This is a genomic window from Pseudoduganella dura, from assembly GCF_009727155.1.
Taxonomy (GTDB): Bacteria; Pseudomonadota; Gammaproteobacteria; order Burkholderiales; family Burkholderiaceae_D; genus Rugamonas; species Rugamonas dura.
This window is the reverse complement of sequence record NZ_WNWM01000002.1, coordinates 6,186,005-6,201,711: the sequence shown is the minus strand read 5'-3', so window position 1 is coordinate 6,201,711 and position 15,707 is coordinate 6,186,005. Positions and strand designations below refer to the sequence as shown.

The 15,707-nt window shown below is 66.8% G+C and carries 7 protein-coding genes; 2 read left to right on the top strand and 5 right to left on the bottom strand.

Features of this window, described 5'->3' with window-relative positions:
• The first annotated feature begins 264 nt into the window (after window positions 1–264).
• On the top strand, window positions 265–1,473 hold the full coding sequence (locus GJV26_RS26895) for a helix-turn-helix domain-containing protein (protein WP_155711670.1): 1,209 nt from the start codon (window positions 265–267) through the stop codon (window positions 1,471–1,473).
• A 51-nt stretch (window positions 1,474–1,524) separates the two neighbouring features.
• On the opposite strand, the gene rnk is transcribed toward GJV26_RS26895, so the two are convergent.
• Window positions 1,525–1,932, bottom strand: a complete 408-nt coding sequence (gene rnk / locus GJV26_RS26890; protein ID WP_216643172.1) for a nucleoside diphosphate kinase regulator — start codon at window positions 1,930–1,932, stop codon at window positions 1,525–1,527.
• A gap of 510 nt (window positions 1,933–2,442) precedes the next feature.
• Here rnk and GJV26_RS26885 point away from each other — a divergent pair.
• A complete protein-coding gene (locus tag GJV26_RS26885; RefSeq protein WP_173346359.1) occupies window positions 2,443–3,453 on the top strand; it encodes a DMT family transporter in 1,011 nt (336 codons plus the stop codon).
• Between the two features lie 13 nt (window positions 3,454–3,466).
• Here GJV26_RS26885 and GJV26_RS26880 read toward each other — a convergent pair whose 3' ends face one another.
• From GJV26_RS26880 to GJV26_RS26865, 4 genes are all read right to left on the bottom strand, one after another.
• Window positions 3,467–10,912, bottom strand: a complete 7,446-nt coding sequence (locus tag GJV26_RS26880) for an Ig-like domain-containing protein (protein WP_155711668.1) — start codon at window positions 10,910–10,912, stop codon at window positions 3,467–3,469.
• A gap of 300 nt (window positions 10,913–11,212) precedes the next feature.
• Window positions 11,213–12,376 (bottom strand): galactokinase, encoded by a 1,164-nt coding sequence (gene galK, locus GJV26_RS26875; RefSeq protein ID WP_155711667.1) that lies wholly within the window; start codon window positions 12,374–12,376, stop codon window positions 11,213–11,215.
• A gap of 25 nt (window positions 12,377–12,401) precedes the next feature.
• Window positions 12,402–13,451 (bottom strand): UDP-glucose--hexose-1-phosphate uridylyltransferase, encoded by a 1,050-nt coding sequence (locus tag GJV26_RS26870; protein ID WP_155711666.1) that lies wholly within the window; start codon window positions 13,449–13,451, stop codon window positions 12,402–12,404.
• 171 nt (window positions 13,452–13,622) lie between these two features.
• Window positions 13,623–15,293, bottom strand: a complete 1,671-nt coding sequence (locus GJV26_RS26865) for a sodium:solute symporter family transporter (RefSeq protein WP_155711665.1) — start codon at window positions 15,291–15,293, stop codon at window positions 13,623–13,625.
• Window positions 15,294–15,707 lie beyond the last annotated feature (414 nt).

Genomic DNA, 15,707 nt, shown 5'->3' with positions numbered 1-15,707 from the left:
TTGCATTGTTTGCGGCAAGAGTATCGAAACGCATGCGTCCGGCGACCACGAAAATGCATCTCTGCAACTATTTCCTGCCGCCGGCGCCGCCTCACGCGGGAAGCGGCGACGTGAATATATTCCTGCCAATTTTCACTTGGGAAATGGCGGCACATGTGCAAGACTTGCGGCGGCTGATACTGCGCGGCCGTCCTCGGCCAGAATGGCCGGCGGCGGACGGAACGAGCGCGGCGACAGGATCGAATCTCGTCTTCCGGCACCCCCATGCATAAATTCCATTGCAAGTTATTGGCGGCCTTCGTCGCTGTCCTGGCGGCCAGCATCGCCCTGTCTTTCCTGTGCCTCGGTGCCGGCCGTACTCGCATGTCGTTGCTGCCGCCGGCGGGCGATTCGCTGCGGGTCCGCCTGCATACCTATTCGGACAACGTATCCGGCGGCGGTTCCGCGATGTCCATTACGGGTACCACTGACATATCGGCCCGATTCCGTCTTTCCCCCGTTGCCGAGCGCCCATTCGCAGCGGCGGAAGTCCATTTCGCCGGGAGCGACGGACAGGCTGCGCATCTGGATATCTCCCGGTACACGACGTTGTCGTTTTTCGCGCGATGCAGTCCGGCGAACACGCTGATCCTGAGCATTCCGACTTTCGACGCCAAGGTATCGAAACGCGGCGACCTGATAAGCTATCGCACGCCGTCCACCCATTTCACCTGCGGCATCGAAAAGTCGCTGGTCAGCATCGATCTGACCCGCCTTGAAACGGACCGCTGGTGGTTCGATCTTTTCCGGCTGAATCCGGCCGAGCATGCCTACACGCTCGACCAGGTTCCCAAGATCGCCTTCGGCACCAGCTCGCGCAGCCCTTTCGATACCGATTCGACGCTGGAAATCAGCGACCTGACGGTTGCCGGTCGCGACGACCGTTACCGGGTCCTGCTGGCGGCGTTGCTGGTGATGGTGTGGAGCGGATTTCTTTTCGCGGCGTTTCGCGCGCATGCACGTGCCCTCGTGGCCGTCATCGGGGCGCAGGCCGCGATCGGGATACAGGCCAGGAATGAACGGCCATCGATCGCGTATCGGCAAGTTTCGGTGGATGCCCACAAGGACAGGGAAAAGGCCGCGGTGCTGCACTTTCTCGCCACGCGGTACAGCGACAGCGATCTGGACCTGGAGACGATGGCTGCCGAAACCGGCGTCAACCGGAACAAGATCAACGACATCCTCAAGGCTGAGCTCGGCCAGACCTTCGTGGCTTGCCTGAACAAGCTCAGGCTGGCCGAGGCGGCCAGGCTGCTGGCGGAACAAAGCGGGGCCACGGTCGCGCAGATCGCCTATTCGGTCGGCTACAACAATGTGTCGTACTTCAACAGGTTGTTCAAGGAAACATACGGCTGCACGCCGAAGGCGTTCCGGAACGCGCGCAATGAAGATCCGGGGCTGGTGCAGGGAGGGCAGCCGGCGCGCGATGCGTAGCGAATCCCGGCGCGAACGGCCGCAACCCGGCTGCCGGCTGCCGGGCCCGCGTCAGCGATGCAGCTCGCCGGCCCGTTCGGGCTGCCACTCGATGGCGCGCACCGCCACTTCGAACGTCGCGCCATCCGGCCGATGCCACTCGATGCTGTCGCCGACCTTCAATCCCAGCAGCGCGTTGCCCACCGGGGTCATGATCGACAGCTTGTCTGCACTGCCGTCCATGTCCTTCGGATAGGCCAGCGACAGGTCGAACTCTTCGGCGGCGTTGTCGATCACGAAGCGCACGCGCGAATTCATGGTGACGATATCCGGCGGCATGTCTTCCGGCTCCACCACCTCGGCGCGCGACAGTTCCTCGAACAGGGCCTGCTGCGCCTGTGCCTGCGCGGCGGGCAGCGCGTCGAGCAGCGCTTCCAGCCGGTCCATGTCCAGCGACGATACGACGATTTTCGGTTTCATGATCAACTCTGCGGTATTGGCCCGACCGTTCGGTCGAGCCGGATGAAAGGGGCGCGCCCGGGTCGACGGGCGGCGTTCGCTGCAGTGAAGTGGCTCGGGAGGCCAGGCTGGCCTTCGGCCGGCTGGGAGTTCCTCACCGAGCCCGGAAGAGCCGGGCAGTGTCGGGGGAGTACGGCGCCGGGACCGGCGCAGGCAGGGGCAACGACAGGGGTGCCATGCGGATGACTGCCGTCATGGCGGCCGCGGGCAGGATGAAACGCAAGCCACAGCGCAAAGCGAAGCGCAAGACGAACCCTCCCTCGTTCAGGGGCGAACCGGTTGCGGAACGACGGCCTGGCCGGCCGTGGGTTGGTGGAATCCTGGTCATCTTGGGTTCGGGCCGTCCGGCATGGATGGCCGCTTCTTGCCCGATTATACACACGCCTGCGCGCCGCGCCGGGCATGACGCCCCTGCGGGCGTCGCGAATGTCCCGTATCATCACGTGTTTTGCCGATGACTTCGCCCTCATGATGACGCCAGACCTGCCCGCCGACACCCGCCCGTTCTTTTCCCGACCGAGGGTCGTATTGGCGGTGGCGACGCTGTGCTGCCTGCTGTGGGGCAGTTCGTACCCGTCGATCAAGAGCGGCTATGAACTGCTGGGCATCGCGCAGCACGACGTGGCGTCGAAACTCATTTTCGCCGGCTGGCGCTTCCTGCTCGCCGGCCTGTGCCTGCTGGCGCTGGCGATCGTGCTGCGCAAGCCGGCCTTCCGCCTGGACGGGCGCCAGGTGCGCCAGCTGGCCGTGCTGGGCCTGGCGCAGACCGGCCTGCAGTACGTGTTCTTCTACATCGGCCTGGCCTACACGACCGGCGTGCAGGCGTCGATCCTGAACGCCACCACCACCTTCTTCAGCGTGCTGCTGGCGCACTTCATCTACCGCAACGACAGGCTGTCGCCGCGCAAGGCGGCCGGCTGCCTGCTGGGCTTCGCCGGCGTGCTGGCGGTGAATGTGGGCGCGGGGCCGTTCGCCGTCGCCTTCACGCTGCACGGCGAAGGCTTCATCGTGATGGCCGCGTTCGTGCTGTCCGCCGCGTCGATCTACGGCAAGGGCGTGTCCGGCGGCATGGATGCGATGGTGATGACCGGCTGGCAGCTGGCCATCGGCGGCCTGGCGCTGCTGGCGGGCGGCTATGCGGCCGGCGGCACGGTCGGCAACATGACGCTCATGCCGGCCGTGCTGCTGGTTTATCTGGCGCTGCTGTCGGCGACCGCGTTCACGCTGTGGAGCCTGCTGCTCAAGTACAACACGGTCGGCACGGTCAGCGTGTTCGCCTTCCTGATACCGGTATTCGGCGCCGGGCTGTCGGCGCTGTTCCTAGACGAGAGCATCCTGGAATGGAAGAACCTCGCCGCATTGCTGCTGGTGTGCGGCGGGATCTGGCTGGTGACGCGCGTTCCGCGGGCCCGCGCCGGCACGGCCGCCGGTCCGGCCGGACGGCCGGCGGCACCCGCTACGGCGCGGCCCGGCCAGTCCTGAAGCGGCAGCGCCTTCACGCCGAGGCGAACACGATTTCGCCTCCCGTGAGGGTCGGCGTGTACAGGTGGCCGACCAGCTTGACGACATAGTCGCCGTTGTCGATGGCGCCGTTGCCCGTGTCGCACACCAGGAAGGTGTCGCCATTGACGAACCGGACCACGCCCGCCGCGCCGCTGCCACCACTTGCGGCCAGGTATGCTGCGTCCAGCGCGGCAGCCAGCGATGCGGCCGATGTGGTGGCCGGATTCGCCGCATCGGTCACGTTGAACAGCTTGGTCGGCGTGACCCCGAACTTGAACGACTGCGCTAGAACGTTGGCCCCCGCGCCGGCGAAGGTCACGGTGTCGTAGCTGCCCACCGTCGATTCGCCGTTGGCATATAGCAGCCTGTTTTCGCCTTTGACGATGTCGATGAGATCCGCTCCCGCGCCGCCGATCAGCGTGTTCGAGCCGTGGCCGCCATTCAGCTTGTCGTTCTGGGCGCCGCCATACAGCGTGTCGCTGGCATCGCCGCCGTTCATCACATCGATGCCGCCGAAGCCCCAGGCTTGGATGCCGGCCGTGGTGACGGGGGCGATCGTGTCCGCTCCGTTCGTGCCGAGCCAGTACGTGAGGTCGTCCTCGCTTCGCAGGTCGCCATGCTCGTCCGTCGTGACGCGCAGCAGGCCGTGTTCCATTGCTGTCTGCGCGCCGAGGACCACCGGCGTTTCGGCGCCGATCGTCGTGCTCCCGCCGGATGTACGTACCGCCCGCAGCACGCTGGACTCGTTCAGCAGGCTGAGGGCCCCGGCGAGCGGGCTGGTGACCGTCAAACCGGTGGAACTCGGTGACGTTTCCAGCACCGGGTCGAAGTATGGCTGCAGGACAGTGACAGGCGGCAGCGCGCTGGTGTTGCCGGCAACGTCGGTGACGCGGACAGCAAGGTCCGCCGCGCCATACGACAGGTCGATGTTGGCCAGCGTGATCGTGTGCGCGCCCGTGTCGATCGCCGCCGGATCCAGCACGACCCAGGCACCGCCGTCGATCTGGTACTCGACGACATCGGTCGCGCCCAGCTCGCCGACATAGCTGAACACGGCATCCGCCTCGTCGAGGTCGGTGGTGTACGGGTCGTCCGTGGAGCCCTCGATGTAGTCGAAGCTGAACTCGGGTACCTCCGTATCCAGCGTGAACGTCAGCGTGCTGTTCCCGCTCACGTTCCCCGCCGTGTCGTGCTGGCGCACCAGCACCGTGTGCACGCCGTCGCCCGTCAGCGTCACGCTGGCCGTGCCGTCGCCCGCCACCGCACCGCCGGCCTGCCATTTCAGGCCGCCATTGACGGAGTATTCCCACGCGCTGGCGCCGCCGGTTTCGAGGCCGCTGACACGGACCTGGCCGTTCTTGGTGATGTTGTCCGCGTTGCTGTCTCCGGTGTCCGCCGCGAGGGCCGCGCCCGGCGCCGATGGTGCCAGCGTATCGAGCGTGAAGCCGAGGAGCGTGGCGGCGCTGGCGTTGCCGGCCACATCGACCTGGCGCACGTGGATCGTGTTCGCGCCCTGAGCCGCCACAGGCACCGTCGTGCTCCAGCCGCCGCTGCCGGTCAGGCTGTATTCGGCATGGTTGCCCGCGTCGATGCCGCTGACGGTGAACGTGCCCACGCTGGTAACGCCGTCGCTGGCCGAACCGTATGCGCCGGCGGTATCGGTGTCGAGCGTGACACCGGGCGCGGCGCCGGCGCTGCTGTCATATACCAGCACCTGGCTGGTGACAGGCGTGATGTTGCCGGCCGCGTCGACGGCGCGCACCTGGACCGTGGTCGTGCGGTTGCCATTGCCGTCCAGCGTACCCAGCGTCAGGTCGACGCCGGCGATGGTGACCGCGCCCGTGCCCTGGTCGATCGCCAGGCCCGCGGTGCGCCAGGTGACGCCGTCGGTGCTGTACTGCAGCGCCTCGCCGGCTGCCGGCCAGGCGCCGGCGTGCTGGAACGACAGCGTGGCAGCGGCGACGTTGGTCACGTTATCAATCTGGCTGTCGCCGGCGCCCTGGGTGACGCCGGCGAAGACCAGCGTGCCCGCGTCGGGCGCCGTGGTGTCGTGCACGATGGCACGGCTGGTGGCCGGTGCGGCATTGCCCGCATCGTCGACGATGCGCAGCATCAGCAGCGGGGTGCTGGCGGTTGCCACGTTCCCGATGGTCACCGCCGTACCGGCCACCGACAGGTTTTGCACCGACCAGCTCTGGCCGCCGTCGGCCGAGTACTCGACATGCTCGTCGCTGCCCAGCGTGGCCGACAGCAGCGCCTTGACGGTCGCCGTGGCCAGGTTGGTGGCCAGCGGATCGCCCGTGCCGGCAACGCTGGCGCTGTCGCCGCCGCTCTGGCTGATCGTGGTGAAGGTGATCGTTTGCGACGCCGTGTCGGTATCGACCGCCGGCGCGTTCGCGACGGGATGGCCGTCGAAGGCCGTCGCCGCCAGCGGGTTGCCGGCCACATTGGCGATGACGCCGGCCAGCGCGCCGTTCGCCGCCAGCGCCAGCGTGGCGGCACTCTGCCCCGGCGCCGGCACGTACTGGAACACCAGCTTGTTGCTGCCGCTGCCGCTCAGGTACACCGCGCTGCCGCCGTTGGCGAACTGCAGCGCCACGCCGCCGTCGGCAAAGACCACGCTGTCGAACGACACTTCCACCGTGACGGCTTCGAACGCCGCCAGCCGGCCGTCGTTGGCGCCGAAGTCGATTGCCGTGACCGCCGGCGCGCTCGTATCGATCGTGAACGTAGCCTGGCTGATGTTGCTGACATTGCCCGCCGTGTCGTACTGGCGCACCAGCACCGTGTGCGCGCCGTCGCCCGTGATGGTCACGCTGGCCGTGCCGTCGCCCGCCACGGCGCCGCCCGTTTGCCAGTTCGTGCCGCCGTCGGTGGAATATTGCCAGGCACCGGCCCCGCCGGTTTCCAGGCCGCTGAGCAGGACCTGGCCCGCGTTGGTGATGCCGTCCGCGTTGCTGACGCCCGTGTCCGCCGCGAGGGCAACGCCCGGCGCCGTCGGTGCCAGCGAGTCGAGCGTGAAGCTCAGGATCGTGGTGCCGCTGGCGTTGCCGGCGGCATCGACCTGGCGCACGTGGAACGTGTTCACGCCCTGGACCGCCACAGGCACCGTCGTGCTCCAGCCGCCGCTGCCGGTCAGGCTGTATTCGACGTGGCCGCCCGCCTCGATGCCGCTTGCGCCGAACGTGCCCACGCCCGTGATGCCGTCGCTGGCCCCGGTGTCGCTATCGAGCGTGACCGTCGGCGCGGCGCCGGCGCTGCTGTCATATACCAGCACCTGGCTGGTGACAGGCGTGATGTTGCCGGCCGCGTCGACGGCGCGCACCTGGACCGTGGTCGTGCGGTTGCCATTGCCGTCCAGCGTACCCAGCGTCAGGTCGACGCCGGCGATGGTGACCGCGCCCGTGCCCTGGTCGATCGCCAGGCCCGCGGTGCGCCAGGTGACGCCGTCGGTGCTGTACTGCAGCACTTCGCCGGCTGCCGGCCAGGCCCCTGCATGCTGGAACGACAGCGTGGCGGCGGCGACGTTGGTCACGTTATCCGCCAGGCTGTCGCCGGCGCCCTGGGTGACGCCGGCGAAGACCAGCGTGCCCGCGTCGGGCGCCGTGGTGTCGTGCACGATGGCACGGCTGGTGGCCGGTGCGGCATTGCCCGCATCGTCGACGATGCGCAGCATCAGCAGCGGGGTGCTGGCGGTGGCCACGTTCCCGATGGTCACCGCCGTGCCGGCCACCGACAGGTTTTGCACCGACCAGCTCTGGCCGCCGTCGGCCGAGTACTCGACATGCTCGTCGCTGCCCAGCGTGGCCGACAGCAGCGCCTTGACGGTCGCCGTGGCCAGGTTGGTGGCCAGCGGATCGCCCGTGCCGGCAACGCTGGCGCTGTCGCCGCCGCTCTGGCTGATCGTGGTGAAGGTGATCGTTTGCGACGCCGTGTCGGTATCGACCGCCGGCGCGTTCGCGATGGGATGTCCGTCGAAGGCCGTCGCCGCCAGCGGGTTGCCGGCCACATTGGCGATGACGCCGGCCAGCGCGCCGTTCGCCGCCAGCGCCAGCGTGGCGGCACTCTGCCCCGGCGCCGGCACGTACTGGAACACCAGCTTGTTGCTGCCGCTGCCGCTCAGGTACACCGCGCTGCCGCCGTTGGCGAACTGCAGCGCCACGCCGCCGTCGGCAAAGACCACGCTGTCGAACGACACTTCCACCGTGACGGCTTCGAACGCCGCCAGCCGGCCGTCGTTGGCGCCGAAGTCGATTGCCGTAATCGCCGGCGCGCTCGTATCGATCGTGAACGTAGCCTGGCTGATGTTGCTGACATTGCCCGCCGTGTCGTACTGGCGCACCAGCACCGTGTGCGCGCCGTCGCCCGTGATGGTCACGCTGGCCGTGCCGTCGCCCGCCACGGCGCCGCCCGTTTGCCAGTTCGTGCCGCCGTCGGTGGAATATTGCCAGGCACCGGCCCCGCCGGTTTCCAGGCCGCTGAGCAGGACCTGGCCCGCGTTGGTGATGCCGTCCGCGTTGCTGACGCCCGTGTCCGCCGCGAGGGCAACGCCCGGCGCCGTCGGTGCCAGCGAGTCGAGCGTGAAGCTCAGGATCGTGGTGCCGCTGGCGTTGCCGGCGGCATCGACCTGGCGCACGTGGATCGTGTTCACGCCCTGGGCCGCCACAGGCACCGTCGTGCTCCAGCCGCCGCTGCCGGTCAGGCTGTATTCGACGTGGCCGCCCGCCTCGATGCCGCTTGCGCCGAACGTGCCCACACTGGTGATGCCGTCGCTGGCCCCGGTGTCGCTATCGAGGGTGACGACCGGCGAGGCGCCGGCACTGTTGTCGTACACCAGCACCTGGCTGGCGACGGGCGTGATGTTGCCGGCCGAGTCGACGGCGCGCACCTGGACCGTGGTCGTGCGGTTGCCGTTGCCGTCCAGCGTGCCCAGGGTCAGGTCGATGCCGGCGATGGTGACCGCGCCGGCACCCTGGTCGACCGTGAGGCCGGCGGTGTGCCAGGTGACGCCGTCGGTGCTGTACTGCAGCGCCTCGCCGTCTGCCGGCCAGGCGCCGGCATGCTGGAACGAAAGCGCCACGGAAGCGGCATTGGTCACGTTATCCGCCAGGCTGTCGCCGGCGCCCTCGGTGACGCTGGCGAACGACAGCGTGCCGGCATCGGGCGCCGCCGTGTCGAAGACGATGGCGTGGCTGGCGACCGAGCCGGCACTGCCGTTATCGTTCACGACGCGCAGCATCAACAGCGGCGTGCTCGCCGTGGCCACGTTGCCGATCGCCACCGCCGTTCCGGCCACCGACAGGCCCTGCACCGACCAGGTCTGGCCGCCGTCGGCCGAGTACTCGACATGCTCGCCGGCGCCCAGCACTGCCGACAGCAGCGCGTTGACGGTCGCCGTGATCAGGTTGGTGGCCAGCGGGCCACCCGTGCCGGCAACGCTGGCGCTGTCGCCGCCGCTCTGGCTGATCGTGGTGAAGGTGAACGTCTGCACGGGCACGTCGGTATCGACCGCCGGCGCGTTGGTGGCGGCGATGCCATCGAAGGCCGTCGCCGACAGCGGGTTGCCGGCGCGGTCGGCGATGATGCCGCCGAGGGCGCCGGTGGGCGCCAGCGCCAGCGTGGCGGTGCTCTGCCCCGGCGCCGGCACGTACTGAAACACCAGTTTGTTGCTGCCGCTGCCGCTCAGGTATACCGCGCTGCCGCCGTTGGCGAGCTGCAGCGTCACGCCGCCGTCGGCGAACACCACGCTGTCGAACGACACTTCGAGCGTGACGGCTTCGAACGCCGCCAGTTCGCCGTCGTTGGCGCCGAATGCGGCCGCCATGATCACCGGCGCGGTGGTATCGATGGTGATCGTCGCCTGGGCGGTATAACTGACGTTGCCGGCGGCGTCGACGACGACCGCGCGATAGGTGTAGCTGCCCTCGCCCAGGCCGGCCACGTTCGGCGACGCCAGGTCGACCCAGCCGACCTGGTTGTCCACGTAGAGCTGGTAGCCGACGGTGGCACCGGCCTCCGCGCCGCTGACCTGCAGCGAGAAACCGTGCTGGTTGGTGACAGCCTGCGGGTCGTTGGGATCGGCGAGCCCGAGCCCGCCGAAGCCCAGGACGCCGGCCACGGGAGCCACGAGGTCGACGGTGGCGTGCAGCTTGCCGGCATCGAAGCCCGGCAGTGCACTCAGCAGGCCGAATTCCTGCGCCGACAGCAGGCCCGTCAGCGTTACCATGTCGGCACCGGCGACGAGGTCGGCAATGCCGGCCACCAGCGTGCGGGCGGTCGGGGGCCCCGTAAAGATCGCGTTTTCCGAATCGGCGATCCGGTAGGCCGCATCCGACGACTGCGGCAGCACCGCGCCGATCTCCGCGACCGTGCCCGACAGCGTCACCGGCCCGGCATACTGCGCCCAGACCACGGCCGTGATGCCGGCCCCGCCGCCGACCGGGATGGACGCGGCGCCGTGCAAGACCACACGGCTGCTCAGGTCGACCACGGCGGCACCGTTGTCGCTGCCGGAAATCGTCAGTATGCCGCCGTTGAAAGTGAGCACGAAGGTGGGACCCGGATCCGTGCCGGGATCGGGGTCGGGCCCGGGGCCAGGGCCGGGACCGGGACCGGTGCTGGGATAGACCACCTCGACCGCCGCAGGCAAGCCGCCTTTGGCCAGCGCATCGATCACGTCCTGCAGCGTGGCCTTGGCCGGCATGACAGTGAGCACTTTTTCCATGCCGCCGCCGCGCAGCAGCGACTCCAGCTTCGCGGGATCGTCCGCCGCGACCGTCGAGATATCGGCCAGTGCCTGCAGCAGGTCGGCCGCTTCGTTCAGGCCGCGCGCCATGGAGAACAGCGGCGTCAGCTTCCCGCCGATCCCGAGCACGGCGGTCACTGCCGGGTGGTCGTGCGCGTTATCGACCAGGATGCCGGCGGCCTTCACCATTTCGGCGAGGCTGGCCTGCGTCGTGGTAGCGGTCACGGCGGCGATCAGCGCGTGGGACGCCTCGATGGCGGACGCGCCACTGAAATCGATGCCGGTTTCGGAGACCGAGCGGGTGAAGTCGGCGGCGGCCTGCTGGCGAAGCGTCGACGTGGCCAGGTCGGTGCCGCGCGCGGCATTCAGGATTTCCAGCGCCACGCCATCCCACGTGGTATGGCCATCCTGCACCGCCTGGAGCCAGAACTTCAGGCCGCCTTCGTCCGGCGCGCGGTTGAACAGGTTGTGATAGATGTCGGTAATGCGATTGACGATGATCTCTGTCGGCGTATTGCCACGGACGAGCCCGGTGGCTTCGGCGCAGGTACCGAAGCCTTCGACGGTCTTCCTCGGATCGCCATTGGCGAGGCGCAGTGCTTCGACCCAGAATGCCAGGCCGGATGGATCGGCCGGACGCCCGAAATAGACAAGATAACATGCATTGACTACCGATTCTTGGATACTGGTCACAGTTACTCTCCTGAAATGGCGCGCTTTGATTTACGCGTGGAAAGAGACACTATATCCAGCAGGAAATAACCAAATGTCGATTAGATCAAACCTTGGTTACATCGTCGGCTTTACACGACGAAGCGTGCACGATGAGAATTTTTCAAACCCAATAACGATTATTTCCCATGATAATCATCATTAATTATTATGCTTACACTATTAAAATAGGATTTAATTCGTTATAAGACCTTATTCCCGGCCAATAAAAAAGCCGCGCGGACTTCACAGTCCGCGCGGCTTTTAAAACTGAATCCTGAATCAGGCGGCGACGACTCCGGCGCCGGCCGAAGCCTTGCACACGTAGATCGTGGCGCCCTGCCCGTTCGGACCCGCATATTCCTTTTCGACCGCGGCACGCACCGGCGCCACCAGCGCCTCGGGTACCAGCGACACCACGCAGCCGCCGAAGCCGCCGCCGGTCATCCGCACGCCGCCTTGGGCGCCGATCACGTTCTTGACGATGTCGACCAGCTGGTCGATCAGCGGTACGGTGATCTCGAAATCGTCGCGCATCGACACGTGCGATGCGGCCATCAGCTCGCCCATGCGGGACAGGTCGCCCTGGCCCAGCGCCTCGTTGGCAGCCAGCACGCGTGCGTTTTCGCTGACGATGTGGCGCGCGCGCCGCAGCGTCACGGCATCGAGTTCGCCGCCGCGCGCATCGAGCATCGCCTGGTCGACGTCGCGCAGGGCCGGCACGCCGAAGTGGCGCGCCGCTTCTTCGCACTGCGCGCGGCGGGTGTTGTATTCGCTGTCCACGAGGCCGCGCTGCACGTTCGAGTTGAAGATCATGATCGCCGCGCCGGCCGGGATCGGCACCGGCTGCGTTTCCAGCGAGCGGCAGTCGATCATCAGCGCATGACCCGCCACGCCCGAGGCGGAAATGATCTGGTCCATGTTGCCGCACTTGGTGCCGACGAAATTGTTTTCGGCGCGCTGCGCGGTCAGCGCGATATCGATCGGCGAGAAATTCTCGAAGCCCGGCAGCGTGGCGAACAGGCGGCCGATGGCCACCGTCAGCGACGCCGACGAGGACAGGCCGGCGCCCTGCGGCACGTCGCCCGACACCACGATGTCGAAGCCCTGCACCGGCAGGCCCTTCTCGACCATGTCGCGGATCACGCCGCGCACGTAGTTGGCCCACATCGGCTCGTCGCGGCGCTCGATCGGCGCGTCCAGCGAGAACTGGTCTTCGGCGCCGGCATAGTCGGCCGCGACGATGTGCACGATGCGGTCACCGCGGCGTCGGGCCGCGATCACGGTGCTGTAGTCGATCGCGGCCGGCAGCACGAAGCCGTCGTTGTAATCGGTATGTTCGCCGATCAGGTTGACGCGGCCGGGGGCCTGCACGATCACGTCGGGCGCTGCGCCGAACTTGTTCTCGAACGCGGTGCGGGTATGGTTAATCAGCGTTTCGCTCATCAGGATCTCTTCTTATTGGCGGAAATTATTGGCGTTGCAGATAGTGTACATCGGGCAGTGCGCGCAGCTGCGCGGCGGCCTGTTCGGGCGTCAGGTCGCGCTGCGCCTCGGCCAGCATTTCATAGCCGACCATGAACTTGCGCACCGTCGCGGAACGCAGCAGCGGCGGGTAGAAATGCGCGTGCAGCTGCCATGGCCGGGTGTCGTCCGAGCCGCCGTCGACGGCATACGGCGCGCCGTGCCAGCCCATCGAATACGGGAAAGACGTCTGGAACAGGTTGTCATACTTGATCGTCAGCCCCTTCAGCGCCACGGCCAGGTCGGCGCGCTGCGCCTGCGTCAGGTCGTCCAGGCGCTTCACCTCGAAGCGCGGCAGCAACAGCGTTTCGAACGGCCAGCTGGCCCAATACGGCACCACCGCGATCCAGTGCTCGGTGGCCACCACGGTGCGCTCGCCGGCCGCCGCTTCGCGCTCGGCGTAGTCGAGCAGCATCGGCCGGCCGTTGTCCTGGTGGTAGGCGCGCTGCTGCACGTCTTCCTTGGCCGGCGAATTCGGGATGAAGCTGTTGGCCCATACCTGGCCATGCGGGTGGGGATTCGAGCAGCCCATCGCCTGGCCCTTGTTCTCGAACACCTGCACCCACGGGTATTGCTTGCCCAGCTCGGCGGCCTGGTCGCACCAGGTGTCGATCACCTGCTCCAGGGCCGGCAGCGACAGCTCGGGCAGCGACTTGCTGTGGTCCGGCGAGAAGCAGATCACGCGGCTGGTGCCGCGCGCGCTGGTGTTCTGGAACAGCGGATCGGTGCTGGCCGGCGCATCCGGCGTATCGGGCATCAGTGCCGCGAAATCGTTGTTGAAGACAAACGTGCCCTGGTAATCGGGATTGACTTCGCCGTTCACGCGCGTATTGCCTGCGCACAGGTAGCAGGACGGGTCGTGCGCGGGCTTCGGCGTGTCGTCCACGGCTTCCTGCTGGCCTTGCCAGGGGCGCTTGGCGCGGTGCGGCGATACGAGCACCCACTCGCCGATGAGCGGATTGAAACGACGGTGTGGATGATCTGTGGGATTGAACATACGGCTCCTCGGTTGTTGACTGTCGGCTGCCCGGCATGCCTCCGCCGGGCTCGTCCTCAGACCAACCGGAGCGGGAATGCCGGAAAACCGGGCGCGACCCGGCATGATAACGCCTTGCGCGCAATCATGAAGCCGGGTCGTGTTTAACGTGCGGGCTGGTTGGCGGTCAGCTTACCACCAGGCCGCGTAGACGGCGATCAGCAGTGCGCAGATGATGGCCGAACCGGTCGCGAAGCTGCGCTCCACGCGGAACATGCTGGTATCGACGATCATGCGCTTGCCTTCGCCCGATACCCGGGCGGTCTTGCTGATCAGCACCATGCCTGCGATCACGACCCAGAACACGATGAACATGCGGTCCAGGAACGGGATTTCGTAGACGCCGGTACCGTTGTCGACCGCGAAGCCGATCGGCGCCAGGAACGACAGGTCCATCATGCCCGGCAGGAACTTGAGCACGATCGACAGCAGCAGGCCGCCCACCGTGGCGAACATGGCCGCGGCGTGGGTGGTCTTCTTCCAGAAGAAGCCCAGCAGGAACATGGCCAGGATGCCCGGCGACACGAAGCCCGTGTATTCCTGGATGAAGGCGAAGCCGCCTTTCTTGTCGATGCCCAGGAACGGCGCGATCAGCGCGGCGATCGCGATCGACACGACCACGGTCAGGCGGCCGACCCACACCTGCTTCTGTTCGCTGGCGTTCTTGTTGAAATGCTGCTTGTAGATATCCAGCGTGAAGATCGTGGCGATACTGTTGGCCTTGCCGGCCAGCGATGCGACCACCGCCGCCGTCAGCGCCGCGAACGCGATGCCCTTGATACCGGCCGGCAGCATGGCCAGCAGTGTCGGGTAGGCACGATCCGGGTTCAGTTCACCGCCCACGCGCATCGAATCGCCCAGCGCGCCGGACTTGTCCAGTGCGAAGGCGGCGATGCCTGGCAATACCACGATGACCGGCATCAGCAGCTTCAGGAACGCTGCGAACAGCAGGCCCTTGCGCGCCGTCTTCAGGTCGGCGCCCAGGGCGCGCTGCGTGATGTACTGGTTGCAGCCCCAGTAGTTCAGGTTGACGATCCACATGCCGCCGATCAGCGTGGTCAGGCCAGGCAGGTCCATGTAGTTCGGATTGCCGCGGTCGAGCACCATGTCGAAGTGCTCGCCGGCACGCACGAACAGCTCGCTGGCGCCGGCGATCGAACCGCTCTTGCCGCCCAGCGTCGCCACCAGGTCCAGCGCGATCCATGTCGTGACGAGGCCGCCGACGACCAGGCACAGCACCTGGATCACGTCCGTGTAGCCGATCACCTTCATGCCGCCCAGCGTGATGATGGCCGCGAAGATCGCCAGGAACGCCATGCAGGCGAACACGTTCAGGCCCGCCACGCTGGAGATCGCCAGTGCGCCCAGGTACAGGATCGAGGTGAGGTTGACCACCACGTACAGGCCGAGCCAGAACAGTGCCATCGTCGTGGCCACGGTCTTGCCGTAGCGTTGCTCGAGGAACTGCGGCATCGTGTAGATGCGGTTCTTCAGGTAGACCGGCATGAAGAACACGGCCACGATGATCAGCGTGGCCGCCGCCATCAGTTCATACACGGCGATCGCCATGCCGATCTTGAAGCCGGAACCGCTCATGCCGATGAACTGCTCGGCGGAGATGTTGGAGGCGATCAGGGAGGCGCCGATGGCCCACCAGGTCAGCGATCCTTCGGCCAAGAAGTAGTCATGCGAAGCCTGGCCGGAGGTGCCCTTCTTGCGTCGGTAGATCCAGATGCCGTAGCCGGTGATGACGATGAAGTAAAACAGGAAGACAAGCGTGTCCAGGGTGGAAAATTGATTCATCGGAATTTTTTTTGAGTGTGTCTCTGATAATGGGCGGTTGGTCCCCACCCTGCTTCTACTTGTTGGCAGCGCCCGGTCCAGCCTCCGCTTTTGGCCGATCCCGGTGCGTTTTCCCCATGCGGCGACAGAATGCACCAGGCGGTGCACTCGTCGGCGATCGCGACCGGAAACACTCAGCAGGTTGATTGCCGCACAGTTTTTTGGTCATTGTTGCGATAGCGCTAACTATACCATGGGCAATTACATAGCAGACACAAAAAATGTAGTCGAAAACACGGGCCAGGCGCCGATCGGTGACCGGCAATGAAAAATTACTACGTTTCTTGCCGGAGCCGGTCTTGAAACCGCGCCACGCTCGTCCAGCCCTCGGCTTGCACGCAAAAAAAACGCGGCCGGAGCCGCGCGAAGTCCCGG

What these genes read in the sequence shown, in the direction of transcription:
- GJV26_RS26895 (WP_155711670.1), top strand. Translation starts at nt 265, where the DNA reads ATGCATAAATTCCATTGCAAGTTATTGGCGGCCTTCGTCGCTGTCCTG.
- rnk (WP_216643172.1), bottom strand. Translation starts at nt 1,932, where the DNA reads ATGAAACCGAAAATCGTCGTATCGTCGCTGGACATGGACCGGCTGGAA.
- GJV26_RS26885 (WP_173346359.1), top strand. Translation starts at nt 2,443, where the DNA reads ATGACGCCAGACCTGCCCGCCGACACCCGCCCGTTCTTTTCCCGACCG.
- galK (WP_155711667.1), bottom strand. Translation starts at nt 12,376, where the DNA reads ATGAGCGAAACGCTGATTAACCATACCCGCACCGCGTTCGAGAACAAG.
- GJV26_RS26870 (WP_155711666.1), bottom strand. Translation starts at nt 13,451, where the DNA reads ATGTTCAATCCCACAGATCATCCACACCGTCGTTTCAATCCGCTCATC.
- GJV26_RS26865 (WP_155711665.1), bottom strand. Translation starts at nt 15,293, where the DNA reads ATGAATCAATTTTCCACCCTGGACACGCTTGTCTTCCTGTTTTACTTC.